Below are 18,818 nucleotides of genomic sequence, written 5' to 3'. Positions count from 1 at the left end.
CTACTTCGTCTCTTCGTCGTCGACGACTTCGGCATCCACGATGTCTTCGTCGTCGTTGCTCGGGGCGCTACCCTCGGGCGTCTCCTCGGACGGGGCACCGGCGGCCGCGTCGGTCTGGCCCTGCGCGTACAGCGCCTGGCCGATCTTCTGCTGGCTCTCGCTGAGCTTGTCGAACGCGGTCTTCACCGCGTCGTCGTCATCTCCGGCGAGCGCGCTCTTCAGCGCGTCGACATCTGCCTGCACGTCGGTCTTGACATCGTCGGGCAGCTTGTCCGCGTTGTCCTTGAGCAGCTTGTCGGTGGAGTAGGCGAGCTGCTCGGAGACGTTGCGGGTCTCGGCGGCCTCGCGGCGCTTCTTGTCCTCCGCGGCGTGCTCCTCGCCCTCGCGCACCATCCGCTCGATGTCTTCCTTCGGCAGCGACGAGCCGCCGGTGATCGTCATCGACTGCTCCTTGCCGGTGCCCTTGTCCTTGGCAGACACGTGCACGATGCCGTTGGCGTCGATGTCGAAGGTGACCTCGACCTGCGGGATCCCGCGGGGCGCCGGGGCGATGCCCTGCAGCTCGAAAGTGCCCAGCGGCTTGTTGTCCCTGGTGAACTCGCGCTCGCCCTGGAACACCTGGATCGCCACCGACGGCTGGTTGTCATCGGCCGTGGTGAAGGTCTCGCTGCGCTTGGTCGGGATGGCCGTGTTGCGCTCGATCAGCTTGGTCATGATGCCGCCCTTGGTCTCGATGCCGAGCGACAGCGGGGTGACGTCGATGAGCAGAACGTCCTTACGCTCGCCCTTCAGCACGCCGGCCTGCAGTGCGGCGCCGACGGCGACGACCTCGTCAGGGTTCACACCCTTGTTCGGGTCCTTGCCGCCGGTGAGCGACTTGACCATCTCGACGACGGCGGGCATCCGGGTGGAGCCACCGACGAGCACGACGTGCGCCACGTCGCCGACCTTGATGCCGGCTTCCTTGATCACGTCACGGAACGGCTGCTTGGTGCGCTCGAGCAGGTCGCTGGTGAGGTCCTCGAACTTGGCGCGGGACAGCGTCTCGTCGAGGTTGGCCGGGCCGTTCTCGGTGAGCGAGAGATAGGGCAACTGGATGCTGGCGCTCATGGATGAGGACAGCTCCTTCTTGGCCTGCTCCGCGGCTTCCTTCAGTCGCTGCTTGGCGATCTTGTCACCGGAGACGTCGACGCCGGTGGTGTCCTTGAACTTCTTGATCAGGTAGTCCACGACGCGCTGGTCCCAGTCGTCGCCGCCCAGCTTGTTGTCGCCGGCGGTGGCGCGCACCTGGATGGTGGAGAAGTCGTCGTCCTTGCCCACCTCGAGCAGCGACACGTCGAAGGTGCCGCCGCCCAGGTCGAAGACCAGGATGAGTTCGTCTTCCTTGCCCTTGTCCAGGCCGTAGGCCAGCGCGGCCGCAGTCGGCTCGTTGATGATCCGCAGCACGTTCAGGCCGGCGATCTCGCCGGCCTCCTTGGTGGCCTGGCGCTGGGCGTCGTTGAAGTACGCGGGCACGGTGACCACAGCATCCGTCACCGGCTCGCCCAGGTACTGTTCGGCGTCGCGCTTGAGCTTGGCCAGGATGCGCGCGGAGATTTCTTGGGGGGTGTACTTCTTGCCCTCGATCGTGACGGTCCAGTCGGTGCCCATGTGGCGCTTGACGGAGGCGATCGTGCGATCGACGTTGGTGACGGCCTGGCGCTTGGCGGTCTCGCCGACCAGCACCTCGCCGTCCTTGGTGAAGGCCACCACGGACGGGGTGGTGCGGAAACCTTCAGCGTTGGCGATCACGGTGGGTTCTCCACCTTCGAGGACGGACACCACCGAGTTGGTGGTTCCGAGGTCAATTCCTACTGCTCGAGCCATGCGCTCTGTTCTCCTTACGTTACGTTCCCTGAGGTTCTCGAAGGGACGTTCTGTTCATGCCTGGGGTGCGATCCCCTCGAGAGCCTCGGGGACCATGGCAAGACTTGAGCCTTGCGTACTCAATGTTGCGGCATCCGGTACTACTTGTCAAGCCGAAACCCAAAAACTTGAGCCAACCTGACTCAACCCTGACAACCGAGGCCGAATCCGGCATGCGGTACTAGACAGAAGTGGATGGCTATCACCGTACTTGGTCGCGCCACGAGCCATCCGAGGAGCTGACGGATGCGCATCTGGATGGTGTACGCGCTGCAGTTCTCGCTGCACGCCCGCGCTGTTTTACGGCGAGGAAATCGGCATGGGCGAGGACCTGTCGGCGCCGGGCCGGATGGCGGTGCGCTCCCCCATGCAATGGACAGCGGGGGAGAACGGCGGCTTCTCCAACGCCGATGCGGCCGCGCTGCCGTCGAAGCTGGCGGAGGGCGATTACGGACCAGAGAACGTGAACGTCGCGGATGCCAAGCGCGACCCGGAGTCGCTGCCGAACTTCATGATCTTCCTCACCCGCCGCTACCGCGAATGCCCGGAGTTGGCCTGGGGAGAGTTCTCCGTGCTGGACCAACCATTCCCCCAGGTCATCGCGCACCGCTGTACCTGGGCGGAGTCCACCATCGTCGCCCTGCACAACCTCGGCGGCGGCCCGGTCGCGGTGCCGCTCAGCCCACCGGCGAATCGAAAGAAGTAGCCGTGACCGAGCCGGCAAGCACGACACCCAACCCCACCTGGTGGCGGCAGGCCGTGGTCTAACACAACTGTTCCTGTTCCGGCTAAGTGTTCCTGTTGCGCCGGGCACACTTAGCCGAAACGGAAACATTTGCCGGGTGGGCAGAGCCGTTCCCGCCTCGCCCTCGACGCGAGCGCGCACGTACAACTAGACTCAACGCACACCGAGACGGAAGGAGGTAGCGCCATGGCTGTCTTTGCCGTGCCCTCTAGCATCCCCTTCCTCTTTGAGGCCGCCGACTAACATCCGCGGGTGGCCTCCTGTCCTCGGAGCGTCACCGTGTCATTCGACGAAGTTGCACCCGCCTTTACCATCCCCACCTTTTCCCGGCTCGAACCCGGCGAGGACCAACGCTGGTCCACCTGGACGAGCGTCACGCCCTCCGAGCGCGGTCCGCAGCCGTTCCCGGACTGGATCGTCACCTCCGCCGGCGCGTTCGACACCGAACTGGGCATTCTGAAATCCGGCAAGGAGGCGGATGTCTTCCTCATCGAGCGGGCAATTCCCGGTGAGACCGGCAGCATCCTCGCCGCCAAGCGGTACCGCGGTCGCGAAACCCGCGACTTCCACCGCTCCGCGCAGTACCAGGAGGGCCGGCGGATGCGCAACACCCGCGACACCCGCGCCGTCGCCAAGAACTCGGCGTACGGCCGAACGGTCTCGGCCGGGCGCTGGGCGATGGCCGAATTCGAAGCGCTCTGCCGGATGTACGAGCAGGGCATGGCGGTCCCTTACCCGGTGCAGGTCAACGGCACCGAGCTCCTGATGGAGTTCATCGGCGACGACCTCGCCGCGGCGCCAAGGCTTGCGGAGGTGCGCATGGATCCAGGCGTGCTTGCCGGATACCTCGAGCAGGTCGTGGACATCCTGCACCAATTCGCCGCCGCCGGCCTCTCCCATGGCGACCTTTCCGCATACAACCTACTCGTGCACGCTGGCCGCGTGGTGGTGATCGACCTGCCACAGTTGGTGGAGGTGGTGAGCAATCCGAACGGCATGTCCCTGCTGCACCGCGACTGCGTCAACGTGTGCCAGTGGTTCACCCGCCGCGGGGTGTCGTGCGACGCGGAAGAGGTCTTCGCCGCGCTCCTGCCGGACCTGTACCGCTGACCGGCGCGCAACGGCGGCCGAGCCCTGCCGAAACGTTTGCGCGAGGTGCCAGAGCACATCCGTGACCTGCGGGCGCATTCCTACGCGGGCGGCGGCGCTGACCACTAGCCTGTCAGCATGACGGGTGACACAGCCGACAATGATGCTGCATCCTCCGAAACACAGGGGGAAAAACGGGTGCCGCTGATCGGCGACGACGGCGCCGTGGTTATCGCCGCCCACGCGTACCTGGAGGATCGACCGATTCCGGGCCGGATGGTGCGGGCCTGGGCGCTCTGGGACTGGGGCTCGGCGGCCTTCAACGCCGTGGTCACCACGTTCGTGTTCAGCACCTACTTGGCCAGCGGTCTGTTCGTCGATCCGGACATCCTGGCCGCGGCCGGCGACGACTCCCGCAATCCGGCACTGGTCGCGGCGAAGGCCGGCAACGCCACCCTGATCGGTACGGCGCTGACGATCGCCGGGGTGCTGATCGCCCTGCTCGCCCCGATTCTCGGACAGCGTTCGGACGGCTCCGGTCGGCGCAAGCTGTGGCTCGGGATCAATACCGGCCTGGTCGTGCTCGCCATGCTGGCGATGTTCTTCGTCGCCCCCGCGCCCGGATACCTCGTGTTCGGGGCGGCGCTTCTGGCCGCCGGCAACATCTTCTTCGAGTTCGCCAGCGTGAATTACAACGCCATGCTGGTGCAGGTCTCCACGCCGAAGACGATCGGGCGGGTCTCTGGTTTCGGTTGGGGCATGGGTTACGTCGGCGGGATCGTGCTGCTGATCATGCTGCTGGTGTTGTTCATCCAGAGTTTCGGCAACCCGCATGGCAACGGGCTGCTCACGGTGCCCACCGGCGCGGCCGGCGGTGCGCTGGACATCCGCCTGGCGATCATGGTCTCCGCCATCTGGTTCGCGATCTTCGCGCTACCGGTGTTGTTGCGGGTGCCGGAGATCCCGCCGCGGGCGCGCGAGAACCGGGTGAGCATTGCGGCCAGCTACCGGCAGCTGTGGAACACCATTGCGGCGCTGGGGAAAAAGAGCCCACAGGTGCTGATGTTCCTGCTCGCGAGCGCCGTGTTTCGGGATGGCCTCGCCGCCGTATTTACGTTCGGCGCCATCGTCGCGGCCCAGGTGTTCGGGTTCTCGGCGACCGAGGTCATCTACTTCGCGGTGGCCGCGAACGTCGTCGCCGGTCTGGGGACGTTCCTCGGCGGTTGGCTCGACGACCGGGTCGGCGCGAAGAACGTCATCATCTGGTCGTTGCTCGGGCTGGTGCTCGCGGGCACCGCGGTGCTGTTCATCGGGACCGCCCAGGGCGGCTTCTGGATCGCTGGGCTGTTCCTGAGCCTGTTCGTCGGCCCGGTGCAATCCTCCAGTCGCAGCTTCCTGGCCAGGATCACCCCGCCCGGCCGTGAAGGTGAGATCTTCGGGCTGTACGCGACAACCGGACGCGCGGTGAGCTTCCTGGCACCGGGCCTGTTCAGCCTGTTTGTGGGCGCCACCGGCGACACCAGGTTCGGCATCATCGGCATCGTGCTCGTGCTGTTCGCCGGCCTGCTCCTGATGCTGCCGGTCAAGGCGAAGCAGTCAGTCATCGACTGACTCCGTCGCGCCGGTGGTCGAGCCCCCACCGGTGGTCGAGCCCCACGGTGGTCGAGCCCCGCCGAGACCCCGTCCCCCGTCCCACGTCCCACCTCCTGCAAAACCGCATCCCCCTGGCGTATCCTCAACCCCATGGCAGCGTCGCGTCCCATCGGATACTGGCTCAAGCTCGTCGACCAGCTGATCGACGATCGGTTCGACGAGACCCTCGAGGAGCACGGCGTCACCCGCCGGCAGTGGCAGCTGCTCGGAGCGCTGTCACGCGAGGATGCCACTCTCGAGCAGTTGAACGGCGAGATCGCCCCGTTCCTGGACGCCGACAGCGAGGACAGTTCCGCAGCCCACCTCGCAGAGCTCGTCGAGAGCGGATGGATCACCGTCGCCGGCGACACCTACTCGATAACCGAGCAGGGCCGGGTGGCCTACGATCGGCTCTCCACAGTCGTGCAGGGAATCCGGGATGCGGTGTCCAACGGATTCGACGATGAGGAGTACGCCGCCACCCTGAATGCGCTTGAGCGGATGGCGCGCAACCTGGGCTGGGAAGGCTAGTCCTAGCGGCCCCGCCCGGTCTTCTTCTGCAGCCGCTCGATCTGCTCTGACGCCTGCGCCTTGGTGAGGTCTGCTGGGATTTCCTCCCCCGCCTCTCTGGCCAACGTGTCGAGGTAGCTGCGTTGCGCGGCGGTGATCGGCTCGTCGCCGGTAAGCCACTGTTCCGGATTCTTCACCGCCGCGTTCTCGGGGTCGACCGCGCCGAGTTTCTCGTCGTCTGCTGCCATGGTTCAACGCTACGCCGGGCGCGAATCGGTGGGTAGTCGTCGCAATCCAGTGGTCAAAGCCCGGAATGCTAACCTCGACGCATATGATTGTCGATCCGGAACTCGTGGTTCTTGTGGACGATGCCGGGCATCCACTCGGTACCGCCGAGAAGCGCACGGTGCACGGCGTCGACACGCCTCTGCACCTGGCGTTCTCCTGTCACGTCTTCGACGCCGAGGGCCGCGTACTCGTGACCCGGCGGGCGCTGTCGAAGCTGACCTGGCCGGGGGTATGGACTAATTCGTTCTGCGGACATCAGGTGCCCGGTTCGAGCGTCGAAGCCGCCGTGACCGCCCGTGCAGTGGTGGAATTGGGCCTGCAGATCACAGATCTCCAGCCGGTGTTGCCGGACTTCCGCTATCGGGCGGTAGACGCATCCGGCATCGTCGAGAACGAAATCTGCCCCGTCTTCAGTGCGGTGACGACGGATGCCGTTACGGCGAACATCGCGGAAGTGGCGGAGTGGAAATGGGTCGCCCCCGCCGACCTGCGTGCCGCGGTTGCCGCGGCACCGTACGCGTTCAGCCCGTGGTTGGTCCTGCAGCTGAACGGCTGGTCCCTGACCCGCTGAACTCTCGGGATGCTAGCCCGCTGAGCTCTCATCCCCTGACGAGCGAGCTCTGCGAGCGTCGAGGGCGGCAGAGTAGCTACCGCGTCACATCCGTCTTATGGAAGTTCAGGAACGACCGCGACGCCGTCGGCCCGCGCTGACCTTGGTAACGCGAGCCATTCGCGCCAACGCCGTAGGGCTTCTCGGCCGGCGAAGAGAGTTGGAAGAAGCAGAACTGGCCGATCTTCATGCCCGGCCACAGCTTGATCGGCAGCGTTGCGACGTTGCTGAGCTCCAGCGTGACGTGGCCCGAGAAACCAGGGTCGACGAAGCCGGCGGTGGAGTGAGTCAGCAAACCCAGCCGGCCGAGCGAACTCTTGCCCTCGAGGCGGGCGGCGATGTCATCCGGCAGGGTGATCTGCTCGTAGGTGGAGGCGAGCACGAACTCGCCGGGGTGCAAGATGAACGGATGCCCGGACTCCGTCTCGACGAGGTGCGTCAGCTCGGGCTGATCGTCGGCCGGGTCTATAAACGGATACTTGTGGTTATCGAACAGCCGGAAATACTTGTCGAGCCGCACGTCGATGCTCGAGGGTTGCACCATGTCGGGGTCGTAGGGATCGAGGCCCACCCGTCCAGAGTCGAGTTGCGCCTTGATATCCCGGTCCGATAGCAGCATGACAAGAGACTATCCGAGCGGCTTGGTAGGATTGCGCGAGCCGGTATCTGTCCGCTTGTTTGGACGGACCAGACACCGGATGCGCGAGCGTAGTTCAATGGCAGAACTCCAGCTTCCCAAGCTGGTAGTGCGGGTTCGATTCCCGTCGCTCGCTCCAATAGATTCTTGCCGTCTTGTCAGATCTCACGCATGCCTGGACTTGTCTCACGGAACCTAGGACCCTTCAAGGCTAAGGTCAGCGTGAAATGTGCGCCTCTACTTGCGCAACCGATGGAGTGTATTCCCGCCGGTTCATGATTCTTAGATCTTCCAGCAGAGGCAGCTCCATCAACGGAGTGAGATCGGCGTCCATCACACGTGTTGACCCGTACAAGTACAACGTGTCTAGTCGTTTCAACCCTTCGACCGGCGCTAAGGACTCGATCTCGCCAAGTTCGCTGATGTTGAGAAACTCGAGATCGGTAGCGGTACCGATCTCACCGAGTCGGGTAACGCGGCGATCCGATTCGAGTTGTAGCTCTCGTAAATGCCGTGGCGCGGATGCCGATGCTAGATCGGACAGGTCGCTTAATCCCCGTGCCGAGTAGATCCCCAGAATTTCCAGCATCGGGAAAGCATCAATGCCGGGCTTTCGATATAGGGCCGGTCCTTCATCGAAATGAGACGCAACTGCCGGTTTTGCGAAAGCGGGCTGAGGTCCCTCGGGTTATAGGACGTCGGATACAGCTCGCGTAAGTGAACGGCCGCCCCGATGCTGGACTCCACCTGTTCCCAGCCGGCCTCAAGGTGCGTGAGTCTCGGCAAGCGCGCGAGGTCGAGTGTGGCTTTCGGCGCGGTGATGACGCTGACCGATTCGAGTGTGGCAGCCATCCTGTACACCGGTGTCAGATCGGTGATGGTGCGGGCGAGGATTCGGATCCTGGTTATCGGCCAGTTTTCGAGGAAGTCCAGGCTCCGTTCCCGGTAGCCTTTGGCGTAATTGAGCACGAGCCCCGTTGCTGCCCCGCCGGACAGCGCCCTGGAGGCCTTCGGTGACCAGTCTCCGGTGACAACCAGATCGGTTCCTGCAGGCGACTCGACGAGGTCAAAGTTGGAAACCCTGGACCAGGAGGACACAGCTTCACACTATCTGCTGCAGTTGCGCCTCACCTCGCCTGGAATCGTCTCCCTCCTTTTGCCCTGTGCAAGCTAGTCACGACCGCACCGATTCTCAGACCGACAGAACAAGTCCAGATCGCGATGAGACGACCGGCAGCGACCAGTAAGCGCGACTTCAGCATTCCCCTGGTCCGATATGGGCGTAAAAGTCCAGACATGCGCGAGAGGCCACACGTCTCGGGGCATCAGTTCACTCAGCAGTCTTGGGGCCGGCACGCGCTCAATCCTGCGAGGCAACGACCGGGCGGTGGCCGGAATCCGGCACGGTTCGATCACCAATTATCGACAGGAAATGTCTCAACGACAGACACGGCAGGTCGGCAACCACAGTCGGCATGTGGTGCCGCGCATAGGTGCAGTTGGACACTACATGCGGCGGATCGCCGCATAGAACCTAGCAGAGGCCTTCTCTCGACACGAGCGGCGGCATCGTTTCACCGGAACGCCCTACAGAAAGTGGCACAGTAACATGAGCGTTATGCATAAATGGTTGAAGCCGTTAGCGGCTGTGAGTGTGGCGGCGCTGATGGTGCTCGGGGTGGTGCCGGGCGCATCCGCGACTTACCTATCCTTCACCGACTCGGCCGGCATCATGTACAACGTCGACAGCTCAAATAGCTCGATCGGCGCGGCCGTCAGCGGCTACTCGGGGAGCTCGACAGCCGTGTCGATCCCAGCCACGGTGACTATCGACGGCGTCGTATATGACGTCACCGGCATCTGGGGGCTCTCCTACCACAATCTGACCTCGGTGACCATTCCGAACAGTGTCACCAGCATCGGATACCATGCGTTCGAAGGCAATGCGCTGACCTCGGTGACCATTCCGGGCAGTGTTACTAGCATCGGGGAGTATGCGTTCTACTACAACCACCAACTGACGTCGGTGACCATTTCGGGCGGTGTCACCAGTATTGGAGTGGGTGCGTTCTCAACCGGCGCCCTGACCTCCGTGACCATTCCGAACAGTGTCACCAGCATTGGTGATGACGCGTTTTCCAGCAACATCCTGACCTCCGTGACTATTCCGGGCAGTGTCACTAGCATCGGGGATGATGCGTTCGCGGGAAATCAACTGCTCTCGGTGACGATTTCAGACGGTGTCACAAGAATCGGCGCGTATTCGTTCTCCTCCAATGGCCTGGCCTCGGTGACTATTCCGGGCAGTGTCACCAGCATCGGGGATGATGCGTTCGTAGCCAACGGTTTGCGGTCGGTGCGGTTCTTGGGAGCGGCCCCGCTGATGGGCTCGGCCGCGTTAGGCTCGGCCGCGTTCGGCGACCCTGCCGATTTGGTGGTGTCGTATCTCCCGAAGTACGACTCGTCTGTCTTTCCCGGCGGGTTCACCTCCCCGACCTGGACTCCGGATAACTACACCACTTTCGCACTGGCTACCGTCACTTTCGATACGACCGGCGGCAGCACCGCCCCGGCGCCGGTGACTGTCAAGCCCGACGGGACTGCGCCTCGACCGGCGAATCCGACCTGGACGGACCACACATTCGCCGGCTGGTTCACCGCAGCAACCGGCGGCACCGAATGGGACTTCGCCAGCCCAACCAGCACAGACACCACTCTGTACGCGCATTGGATCTCGGGTACGGTCACTTCCATCGATAACGGCATCACCTACACCGCAGACAGCGGAAACATTGCGGCCGGCGCGACCGTCAGCGGATATTCCGGACCTTCGACTGTAGCGATCCCTGCGACGGTGACCATTGAGGGCGTCGAGTACAACGTCACCAGCATCGGCGCGGAGGCGTTCAGGTCAAAGAACCTAAGTGGGGTGACCATTCCGAACAGTGTCACCAGCATCGGTGATGACGCGTTTTCCAGCAACATCCTGACCTCGGTGACCATTCCGGGCAGTGTCGCGAGCATCGGTGACTGGGCGTTCAAGAACAATCGACTGATGTCGGTGAGCATCCCGGACAGTGTCACCAGCATCGGTCAAGGTTCGTTCGGGACCAACAGCTTGACCTCGGTGGCCCTCGGGAACAGCGTAACCAGCATCGGAGACCATGCGTTCGAGCAAAACAGCTTGACCTCGATGACCATCCCGGCCAGTGTCACCAGCATCGGGTCACTGGCGTTCGGCAGTAATTACGCCCTGGCCTCGGTGCGGTTCTTGGGAGCGGCTCCGGTTATGGGTTTTGAAGCGCTACATGACGGAATGCTTTTTTGGAATGTTGTCGTGTCTTATCTACCGGAATACGACTCGTCTGTCGTTGGTAATGGCGGGTTCACTTCTCCGAACTGGACCCCAGCCGGAACTCCGGATGCCTACCGCAGCTACGCGCTGGCTACCGTCACTTTCGACACGACCGGCGGCAGCACCGCTCCGGCTCCGGTGACGGTCAACTCTGACGGGACTACAACTCGCCCGGCCGATCCGACTTGGACCGGCCATACCTTCACCGGCTGGTTCACCGCGGCCACCGGCGGCACCGCCTTCGACTTCACCAGCCGGGTCACTACCGACACCACCCTGTACGCGCAGTGGACAGGTCCGGTATCCTTCACATCCTCGGACGGCGTTACCTACAGCGCCGACAGCAGTGATGTCGCCGCCGGAGCGACCCTCGACGGCTACACGGGCACCGCGACCACCTTCTCGATCCCATCGACAGTGACCATCGACGGCATCGTCTACAACGTCACCAGCATCGGGGATAGAGCGTTCTCCGGTCCGGGCCTGACGTCGGTGACCATCCCGGACAGCGTCACCAGTATCGGGAATGCTGCCTTCGAATTCAGCGGTTTGACGTCGCTGGTCATCGGGAACAGCGTCACCCACATCGGTACCGACGCGTTCGCATACAGCGGCTTGACGTCGGTGACGATCCCGGACAGCGTCACCTACATCGGGGACTGGGCGTTCGAAGACAACAGCTTGACGTCGGTGACGATCCCGGACGGTGTCACCTACATCGGGGACTGGGCGTTCGCCGATAATGACGGTTTGACGTCGGTAAAGTTCTCGGGCGCAGCTCCCACATTTGCAGGCATGGACGCATTCGGTATCTACTATGACACCTTGACAGTCTTCTATCGCGCGCAATACGGAGCACCCGACGCCGAAAACGGGTTCACCAGCATGTGGGATGGCTACAAGACTCAAGCGTTGGCTGATGTGACCTACGACACGACCGGCGGTAGCACGGCGCCGGCTCCGGTCACGATCAACTCCGGCGACACCGTGAATGAGCCGACGGAGCCGACCTGGGCGGGTCACACCTTCGATGGCTGGTTCACCGCCGCTACCGGCGGGACCGCCTGGGACTTCGGCGATGCGGTCACCGCAGACACCACCCTGTACGCTCAGTGGACCGCGCTCGCGCAGGTCACCTTCGACACGACCGGCGGTAGCACGACGCCGGCTCCGGTCACGATCAACTCCGGCGACACCGTGAATGAGCCGACGGAGCCGACCTGGGCGGGTCACACCTTCGATGGCTGGTTCACCGCCGCTACCGGCGGGACCGCCTGGGACTTCGGCGATGCGGTCACCGCAGACACCACCCTGTACGCGCAGTGGACGACGCTGGCGACGGTGTCCTTCGACACGGCAGGCGGTAGCACCGCGCCGAAGTCGGTGACACTCAACTCCGGCAGCCCGGTGGATGAGCCGACCGCGCCGACCTGGGCCGGTCACGTCTTCAATGGCTGGTTCACCGCCGCTACCGGCGGCACCGCCTGGGACTTCACTAGCCCGGTCGCCGCCGACATCTCCCTCTACGCCCAGTGGGCCGTGACGGTCCCGCCAGTGGTTGTCCCGCCAGTGGTTGTCCCGCCGGTGCTGTTCCCGCCTGTGGTCACCCCGGCAGGGACGGTGCCACCGAAGGTTGCCTTGTCTGTGGATCTGGCGGTCGGTTCTCCGTTCGGTGACGCGCCTGTGAACGTCAAGGGTTCGGGGCTGCTCGCCAACTCACCATGGACTCTGGTGCTGCATTCCACTCCGACAATTGTTGCCTCTGGGATTGTGGGCAGCGACGGAACTGTTGCTGGCACGTTCTCGTTACCGGTCAGCATCCCGGCGGGGACTCACACCCTGACCCTCGCGGGGACGGCGCCGGACGGTTCGGCGGTCACCAGCGTGGTGTACCTCACGGTCAGCAGCACCGGCGAGCTGAGCTACCTGTCCTCTGCGGGTCCTGAGTCGACTCTGGCCGCCACTGGCGTCAACACACCCACCGACGGACTCGCCGGCGGGGCGCTCCTGCTGATCCTGTTCGGTGCAGCGCTCATCTTCGCTCGCCGCCGCAGAACAGCACGGTAACCGGGGATACTGCTGAGGCTTCGGGCGGGCCGGATGGGCGATACCTGCACCGACCCGCTCGGGCTTTTGCCCATGCCCGCGCGTGCGCCGTGGTCCAAGGATTCGTGAGCGAAGCCCAACGATCGCTGATTATCGACAGCCTTTGCCTTGAGGCTCACGTGAGTTGCAGAAACTACTTGGAAGCTCGAGAACTGCCATGCACCTACAGCGGGCGAGGCAAGAAACCGGACCAGATTCAGAGCAAACATATCCGGGCTTGTGGTTCAGATATGTAGGTGCGCCTACATATCTTGCCGGAAACGGGACCACCCGGGACTAAACAGCCGCGCAGGTCCCCCGAATTTCCTTACAAATACGGGCTTCAGGGCATTTCAGTGACAGGTTCGATTCCCGTCGCTCGCTCCACTGTCGATAATCAATGACATTGGCCTTCAATCACTGTTCCTTGGACTAACGGCCGGCGTTGGGCCGCGTCCGTCTCCGTTTCGCGCGCGGTAAGCGTGGACGAGTTTCCTTGCACGTGGACCCTCTGGCTTGCCGAGTATGGGCGCGGACTACATGTTCTTGTCTGCGCTTGGAAGTTGCCGGAGGTGGCCGCAGCTAGGAACTATCCCTGCCTATCTCGAACAGCGACATGTGCCACCATCCGTGACCGTCGCGCTCGTCGTCGCCGCGCGCCCGTGGTGCCCCAGTACTAGCCTCAAGAAATGACGAATCTTCCAGCAGGTTGGTATCCGGACCCAGACGACGCCACCCAGTCACGGTGGTGGGACGGTCTCGCCTGGACCCAAGTGCGCTCGACCCCGTACACGCTCACGGCGTCCGCGGCCGAACTGCGGGCGCCTGAGGGCACGAAGTGGAACACCGTGTGGGTGTGGCTCATCCTCGTGCTTCCGTTGCTGTCATCGGTCAGGCTCCTCTTCATCGGCTGGGATTCGACGGCGCAGCCCAGCGATCCGACCGGCATGAGCTCATTCCGGACCCTCTCCTCGCCCGGGTTTCTCTTCGGGGGTCTCGGCAGCGTAATCCTCTACGGCCTGTGTGTCTGGTTCGCCTACCTCGACTGGCGCGCGCTGAACCAGCGCCTGGTTCCGAAGCCATTCCCCTGGGCGTGGGCGTTTTTGTACATCAACGTCTACGTCATCGGCCGCTCGGTCGTCGTCCGCCGCCGCACCGGCCGCGGGGCCGCTCCGATGTGGGTCGCGATCGCCACGATCGTGATCACGTTAGGCTTCAGCATCTATCTGGTCGTCGCCATGATGTCCACCGCGTTCGCCTCGCTACCCAGCCTGACCGACTACAGCGTTCACTGAGTTCTGACTCCGGCGGATCGGCTGTGCCCGAAGGGTGCACAGCTGTTGAATTCGGACGAATGACGAACTCACGGCTACAACTGCAAGATCTGCTCTTACAAAGTGCTCATAGCGTCGGTTGATGGCTTCGCGACTACTGACGCATTCCTCACCACCGAGTTCCACCCATCCCGAGCAGTCCGGGCCCAACCGCCGCAAAATCAAAGGCTGCCCGAAATGCCCCCCCTACCTGCGCATCCTCGCCTCCAATAACTAGAAGCTACCTGCCGAATCTTCTCTTACCCGAGGAAAATCCAACCTAAGTCGATCGGCTCTTCTATCCGCGACTTGCTCAATGGCCCAGATTGGGTCGAAATCCGGTGATTAATCTGAAGATGGCTGATTGTCGACACTAGTTGAGAAAACCGCCAAGAACCGCCTGTCATGACACGCTGCCTCATGGTGACGCTGCTGCCGGGTTCAAGCGAGTCGAGTAGCCCCCGAGCAACGCGAACCGACACGCACTGCGACCGGAACATTTCCCGCCCCGCGTTCTAGCTCCCCCGCGCGATGACCAGAGCGACGAGACCCAGTGCGCCCATCACAAGCGCCATGACCGAATACGAGCCGAACCCGGTTGCGATGATCGGGCCGAGGGCGGGGGAAAGAGCCATGAGTACGGTAATCGGAGCGCTGAACGCCCCATTGATCGCACCATAGTTCTGGGTGCCCCAACGGTCGGCGACCGCCGACGCCTGGATCAGGGTGTGGGAACCGCGCACCGCACCGGCGAGGACCGCCACCACGATCAACAACCACAACGGGCCAGGAATCAATCCGATGCCCGCAAGCAGAACCACCGACACAGCGGCGACCACCGCTATTGGCACCCATGGCCGCCTGCCGTGAGGTGCGACGAAGAACAGCAGACGGCCGACTACTTGACCGGCACCGACCAGGCCGAGCGCCAGCGCTGCGGTACTGTAGCTGACCCCTTTTTCCATGAGCAGCGGAATCATGGCGAGGGTGACGCTGAACAGGGATAGCGTGAGCAGTGCCATGGCGACGGTGAGCATCCAGAACTGACGGGTTCTGATGACGGCGGAGACGTTGTACGCGATCGGCGGGTCGCCCCGCTTCGCCTCGGATGCCCAGCGCTTCTCGAGCGTGAACCAGTGCAGGGGCAGCGTCACGACAAGGAGCACCCCGGCTAGGATCATCAGGGTGTCACGCCACCCCCAGACACCAAGCAGTGCGGCGGTGATCGGCGCGAACACTGTCGATGAGAGCCCGCCGGCCAGCGTCAGGATGGTCAGCGCGCCGTACCGCCTGGCGCCGTATCGACGGGTGACAACGGCGAAGGCCGCCTGGTAGAGGACTCCGGACTGTGCGATCCCGACGACCAGCCAGGCGGCGAAGAACCAGACCAGGTTCTGCGCAAAGGCCGCAGCCGCCAGGCCCGCCGTGCCGACGATCGATCCCCACGACATCACCGCGCGCGGACTCCACCGGTCGATCAGCCGGCCGACGAGAATTCCGGACAGTGCCGACACAACGAGTCCAGCCGAAATCGCGGCCATCGTCAGCGGAAGCGTCCACCCGGTGTCCTGTGCGACCGCCGGTGCCGCAACGATCGGCGCGTAGTACAAGATTCCCCAGCCGACGACCTGCCCGGCGGAAAGGGCACCCAGGGCCCAGCCGGACGGCTTGCTGCGCCCGGCGAGTGCGGGAAGTCGACGTTCGCTGCCTGTCACTCCCTGTCCCGCATGAGAGCGATCATAACGTCACAGACGGCCACTTAGATCATTTCGCCGACCGATCCACCTACTCAACGGCCGCGCTGCGCTCGCCACTCGGCGTTCGGCGAGTCCCGCCGGAAACGCGGCCCGGCGAAGCCAGAATTGCTACGGCGGCCCACTCGCACCGCCGAACCAGCCGGAGGTCCCACCACGAAAAGCTACGCAGCCACGCCAACAGACCTCATCCGAGCCGAACACGCCGAGGGCCCCATGTGGGACGTTCGCCACCAAGCCCTGTTATGGGTCGACCAGTTCGCGGGTTTGGTGCATCTCGCCCGGCAGAACGAGGCTGACGAACTCGCGCTAGCGACCACATACCACACCGGCGTCACGGTGGGCGCGGTCGTTCCGCTGGTGTCCGCGGACGGCGGGTGGATGCTGGCAGCCGGCAGCGGGTTCTGCCACCTCTCCGACGTCGGCGTGGTCACCCCGGTGGGAGAATCGCTGATCGATCCGAAGCAACTGCGCATGAACGACGGCAAATGCGACCCCCAGGGACGGTTCTGGGCGGGCTCGATGGCCTGGGCGAAGACCCCGGCCGCGGCATCGCTCTACTGCTTGGCCACCGACGGACGGACAACCGTCGCGCGCACGAAGCTCACCATCTCCAACGGTTCAGCATGGACGCCGGATGGCCGCACCATGTACTTCATCGACACGCCCACCCAACGCATCGACCGGTTCGACGTCACCGCGGACGGCGAACTTCGCGACCAGCAGACCGTGGTGCAAATCGAGTCCGAGCTCGGGGCGCCGGACGGGATGTGCATCGACGACGACGGATGCCTCTGGGTGGCACTGTGGGGCGGCAACGCGGTGCACCGGTATTCCGCGCAGGGTGAACTGCTTGCGGTCGTCACCGTGGATGCGCCGCAGGTGTCGAGTTGCGCCTTCGGCGGCGCCGATTGCCGCACCCTGTTCATCACCACCTCGCAGGAAGGCTACGACCAGGCCGCGAGCGAGTGCCACCCGCTGGCGGGCCGCGTCTTCCGCGTCGAGCTCGACACGACCGGCCCGGACGTCGCTCCGTTCCGCGGCGCTCCACCGGCCCGCGCGGTGTAGCCCGCCTGACCCGCGTCAGCGCCCGAGCCAGCCGCCGTCCACCGGCAGGATGATGCCGTTGACATAGTCCGAAGCACTGCTGGCCAGGAACACCGTGGCACCGGCAAGATCGTCGGCGCTGCCCCACCGCCCCGCCGGAATCCGGTCGAGTATGGCCTGGGATCTGGCCGGGTCGTCCTGCAGCGCCTGCGTGTTGTCGGTGGCAATGTAGCCCGGCGCGATCGCGTTCACATTGACCCCGCGCGCGGCCCATTCGTTCGCGAGCGCCTTGGTGAGGCCGGCCACGCCGGATTTCGCCGCGGTGTAGCCGGGCACGTTTACGCCGCCCTGGAAGCTCAATAGCGACGCGGTGAAAATGATCTTGCCTCGGCCCCGCGCGAGCATCGACCCACCAACCGCGCGCGCCAGCACGAACTGCGCGGAGAGGTTCACCGCGATGACGCGGTCCCACAATTCGTCCGAATGCTCGGCCGCAGGGGCGCGCTCGATCGTTCCGGCGTTGTTCACCAGGATGTCCACCGGACGGCCGGCGAGGTCCTCCGCCAGTTCCGTCACTGCGCCGCGATCGGCGAAGTCCACGCGCAGGGCGGTGAAGCGCCGGCCCAGTGCCTCCACTCGCCGGGAGACCTCACTCCCCGTGGGCTCGAGGTTGGCGCTGATTCCGATGATGTCCGCTCCGGCCGCGGCGAGGCCCTCCGCCATCGCCAGGCCGATCCCGCGCCGTGCGCCAGTCACCACGGCGAGCTTCCCGGTGAGGTCGAACGGGTTCACGCGGCCGCTCCGGCTGGCGCGTTCGCGTCGGACTGGCAGTCGATCAGGATCTTCATCGCCTGCCCGGACGACAACGCCGCGAACGCATCAGCGGTCGCCGACAGCGGTTCGATGCGCGTGATCAGCAGGTCCGCGGGAACCACCCCTTCCGCGAGCATCTCCACCGCCTTGTCGAAGTCCTCCCGCTGATACACCCGCGTGCCGATGATGGTCAGCTCCCGCCAGAACAGACGCTTCAGGTCGATTGGCCTGGGCTCCGGGTGGATGGCCACCACCACCAGTCGCCCGCGCACCTTGACGAGTTCCGTCGAGGCGAGCACCGCTGCCGCCGACCCGGATACCTCGAAGACGACGTCCGCGCCGGCGCCGTCCGTCCATCGGTTCACCCACTCGGCCTGGTCATCCGCACGGGGATCCAAGACGGGGAACCCGAGGTCGGCGATCGCCTTGCGTCGGTTCTCGTCCAACTCAATCACCACGACGTCGGCCCCGAAATGCCGCGCCGTGGTCGCGATCAGAACCCCGATCGGCCCGCCACCGATGACGACCGCCTTCTCACCGGCCACCAGCCCAGAGCGCCTCACGTCGTGCACGGACACCGCGGTGGGTTCCACCAGCGCGGCATGGTCGAGCCGAAGGTCCTTCGGCAACCGCACCAGCACATCCTGCTGCACGTTCCAGCTTCCCTGCAGGGCGCCGGGCGAGTCGATGCCGATGAAGTTCAGGTTCTGGCAGACGTGCTGGTTTCCCGCGCGACAGGCCGGGCAATGGCCACACCAATCCAGCGGCATCACGGTTACGTGGTCCCCGACATTCCACTGCGTCACCTGGTCGCCGACGCCGGCGATGACCCCGGACATTTCGTGACCGATGATGATCGGCAACTTCACCCGCGAGTCCATCGAGCCATGCAGGATGTGCAGGTCTGTGCCGCAGATGCCGGTGTAGGCGACCTCGATCCGCACCTCGGTTGCCGTAGGCGCGGCCGGTGTGCCGGTGCCGATCTCGATGGTGTGGTTGCCGGTGTAACTAGCGGTCTGCATGGAGCGTGGAACC

Annotated in this window: 16 protein-coding genes and 1 tRNA gene; 9 read left to right on the top strand and 8 right to left on the bottom strand. The window is 64.4% G+C overall.

From position 1 onward, the window contains the following. Window positions 1-1,866 (bottom strand): molecular chaperone DnaK, encoded by a 1,866-nt coding sequence (dnaK, locus tag ABFX56_RS09000; RefSeq protein WP_346232908.1) that lies wholly within the window; start codon window positions 1,864-1,866, stop codon window positions 1-3. Between the two features lie 358 nt (window positions 1,867-2,224). Here dnaK and ABFX56_RS08995 point away from each other — a divergent pair, with 358 nt between their 5' ends. From ABFX56_RS08995 to ABFX56_RS08980, 4 genes are all read left to right on the top strand, one after another. Further along, complete coding sequence (locus ABFX56_RS08995) at window positions 2,225-2,611, top strand: hypothetical protein (protein WP_346232907.1); 387 nt, start codon at window positions 2,225-2,227, stop codon at window positions 2,609-2,611. A gap of 318 nt (window positions 2,612-2,929) precedes the next feature. Next, window positions 2,930-3,760, top strand: coding sequence for a serine protein kinase RIO (locus ABFX56_RS08990; RefSeq protein ID WP_346232906.1), 831 nt, complete (start codon window positions 2,930-2,932; stop codon window positions 3,758-3,760). 255 nt (window positions 3,761-4,015) lie between these two features. Continuing rightward, window positions 4,016-5,350, top strand: coding sequence for an MFS transporter (locus ABFX56_RS08985; RefSeq protein ID WP_346233181.1), 1,335 nt, complete (start codon window positions 4,016-4,018; stop codon window positions 5,348-5,350). Between the two features lie 132 nt (window positions 5,351-5,482). Continuing rightward, window positions 5,483-5,902, top strand: a complete 420-nt coding sequence (locus ABFX56_RS08980) for a MarR family winged helix-turn-helix transcriptional regulator (RefSeq protein ID WP_346232905.1) — start codon at window positions 5,483-5,485, stop codon at window positions 5,900-5,902. 2 nt (window positions 5,903-5,904) lie between these two features. On the opposite strand, the gene ABFX56_RS08975 is transcribed toward ABFX56_RS08980, so the two are convergent. Continuing rightward, complete coding sequence (locus tag ABFX56_RS08975; protein WP_346232904.1) at window positions 5,905-6,129, bottom strand: DUF3072 domain-containing protein; 225 nt, start codon at window positions 6,127-6,129, stop codon at window positions 5,905-5,907. Between the two features lie 83 nt (window positions 6,130-6,212). Here ABFX56_RS08975 and idi point away from each other — a divergent pair, with 83 nt between their 5' ends. Next, window positions 6,213-6,740, top strand: coding sequence for an isopentenyl-diphosphate Delta-isomerase (gene idi / locus ABFX56_RS08970; protein ID WP_346232903.1), 528 nt, complete (start codon window positions 6,213-6,215; stop codon window positions 6,738-6,740). Window positions 6,741-6,816: 76 nt separating this feature from the next. Here idi and dcd read toward each other — a convergent pair whose 3' ends face one another. Further along, a complete protein-coding gene (gene dcd / locus ABFX56_RS08965; RefSeq protein ID WP_346232902.1) occupies window positions 6,817-7,398 on the bottom strand; it encodes a dCTP deaminase in 582 nt (193 codons plus the stop codon). An 83-nt stretch (window positions 7,399-7,481) separates the two neighbouring features. Here dcd and ABFX56_RS08960 point away from each other — a divergent pair. Further along, window positions 7,482-7,555 (top strand) — tRNA-Gly (locus tag ABFX56_RS08960). 78 nt (window positions 7,556-7,633) lie between these two features. Here ABFX56_RS08960 and ABFX56_RS08955 read toward each other — a convergent pair. Together ABFX56_RS08955 and ABFX56_RS08950 are read right to left on the bottom strand one after the other, a co-directional pair. After that, window positions 7,634-8,005, bottom strand: coding sequence for a hypothetical protein (locus ABFX56_RS08955; RefSeq protein WP_346232901.1), 372 nt, complete (start codon window positions 8,003-8,005; stop codon window positions 7,634-7,636). Then, complete coding sequence (locus tag ABFX56_RS08950; protein ID WP_346232900.1) at window positions 7,966-8,514, bottom strand: hypothetical protein; 549 nt, start codon at window positions 8,512-8,514, stop codon at window positions 7,966-7,968. The genes ABFX56_RS08955 and ABFX56_RS08950 overlap by 40 nt, the downstream gene beginning before the upstream one ends. Before the next feature lie 520 nt (window positions 8,515-9,034). Here ABFX56_RS08950 and ABFX56_RS08945 point away from each other — a divergent pair. Together ABFX56_RS08945 and ABFX56_RS08940 are read left to right on the top strand one after the other, a co-directional pair. Then, window positions 9,035-12,838 carry a leucine-rich repeat protein gene (locus ABFX56_RS08945; protein ID WP_346232899.1) on the top strand — a complete coding sequence of 1,268 codons (3,804 nt, stop codon included), beginning with the start codon at window positions 9,035-9,037 and terminating at the stop codon, window positions 12,836-12,838. A 707-nt stretch (window positions 12,839-13,545) separates the two neighbouring features. Beyond that, entirely contained in the window at window positions 13,546-14,151 is a 606-nt protein-coding gene (locus tag ABFX56_RS08940; RefSeq protein ID WP_346232898.1) for a DUF2510 domain-containing protein, read from the top strand. 533 nt (window positions 14,152-14,684) lie between these two features. On the opposite strand, the gene ABFX56_RS08935 is transcribed toward ABFX56_RS08940, so the two are convergent. After that, window positions 14,685-15,884 (bottom strand): MFS transporter, encoded by a 1,200-nt coding sequence (locus ABFX56_RS08935; protein WP_346232897.1) that lies wholly within the window; start codon window positions 15,882-15,884, stop codon window positions 14,685-14,687. A gap of 255 nt (window positions 15,885-16,139) precedes the next feature. On the opposite strand from ABFX56_RS08935, the gene ABFX56_RS08930 reads away from it, so the two are divergent. Beyond that, window positions 16,140-16,991 carry an SMP-30/gluconolactonase/LRE family protein gene (locus ABFX56_RS08930; protein ID WP_346232896.1) on the top strand — a complete coding sequence of 284 codons (852 nt, stop codon included), beginning with the start codon at window positions 16,140-16,142 and terminating at the stop codon, window positions 16,989-16,991. A 15-nt stretch (window positions 16,992-17,006) separates the two neighbouring features. On the opposite strand, the gene ABFX56_RS08925 is transcribed toward ABFX56_RS08930, so the two are convergent. Both ABFX56_RS08925 and ABFX56_RS08920 read right to left on the bottom strand, forming a co-directional pair. After that, window positions 17,007-17,762, bottom strand: coding sequence for an SDR family oxidoreductase (locus ABFX56_RS08925; protein WP_346232895.1), 756 nt, complete (start codon window positions 17,760-17,762; stop codon window positions 17,007-17,009). Continuing rightward, entirely contained in the window at window positions 17,759-18,805 is a 1,047-nt protein-coding gene (locus ABFX56_RS08920) for a zinc-dependent alcohol dehydrogenase (RefSeq protein WP_346232894.1), read from the bottom strand. Before ABFX56_RS08920 ends, ABFX56_RS08925 begins: the two co-directional genes overlap by 4 nt. Between the last annotated feature and the right edge of the window lie 13 nt (window positions 18,806-18,818).

It is taken from the genome of Parafrigoribacterium mesophilum (assembly GCF_039652555.1).
Lineage (GTDB): Bacteria > Actinomycetota > Actinomycetes > Actinomycetales > Microbacteriaceae > Parafrigoribacterium > Parafrigoribacterium mesophilum.
Note: the sequence above shows the minus strand (reverse complement) of the source record. Positions and strands in the feature narration are given on the sequence as shown.

What these genes read in the sequence shown, in the direction of transcription:
- ABFX56_RS08975 (WP_346232904.1), bottom strand. Translation starts at nt 6,129, where the DNA reads ATGGCAGCAGACGACGAGAAACTCGGCGCGGTCGACCCCGAGAACGCG.
- ABFX56_RS08995 (WP_346232907.1), top strand. Translation starts at nt 2,225, where the DNA reads ATGGGCGAGGACCTGTCGGCGCCGGGCCGGATGGCGGTGCGCTCCCCC.
- ABFX56_RS08985 (WP_346233181.1), top strand. Translation starts at nt 4,016, where the DNA reads ATGGTGCGGGCCTGGGCGCTCTGGGACTGGGGCTCGGCGGCCTTCAAC.
- dnaK (WP_346232908.1), bottom strand. Translation starts at nt 1,866, where the DNA reads ATGGCTCGAGCAGTAGGAATTGACCTCGGAACCACCAACTCGGTGGTG.
- ABFX56_RS08930 (WP_346232896.1), top strand. Translation starts at nt 16,140, where the DNA reads ATGTGGGACGTTCGCCACCAAGCCCTGTTATGGGTCGACCAGTTCGCG.
- ABFX56_RS08980 (WP_346232905.1), top strand. Translation starts at nt 5,483, where the DNA reads ATGGCAGCGTCGCGTCCCATCGGATACTGGCTCAAGCTCGTCGACCAG.
- ABFX56_RS08920 (WP_346232894.1), bottom strand. Translation starts at nt 18,805, where the DNA reads ATGCAGACCGCTAGTTACACCGGCAACCACACCATCGAGATCGGCACC.
- ABFX56_RS08955 (WP_346232901.1), bottom strand. Translation starts at nt 8,005, where the DNA reads ATGCTGGAAATTCTGGGGATCTACTCGGCACGGGGATTAAGCGACCTG.
- dcd (WP_346232902.1), bottom strand. Translation starts at nt 7,398, where the DNA reads ATGCTGCTATCGGACCGGGATATCAAGGCGCAACTCGACTCTGGACGG.
- ABFX56_RS08945 (WP_346232899.1), top strand. Translation starts at nt 9,035, where the DNA reads ATGCATAAATGGTTGAAGCCGTTAGCGGCTGTGAGTGTGGCGGCGCTG.
- idi (WP_346232903.1), top strand. Translation starts at nt 6,213, where the DNA reads ATGATTGTCGATCCGGAACTCGTGGTTCTTGTGGACGATGCCGGGCAT.
- ABFX56_RS08940 (WP_346232898.1), top strand. Translation starts at nt 13,546, where the DNA reads ATGACGAATCTTCCAGCAGGTTGGTATCCGGACCCAGACGACGCCACC.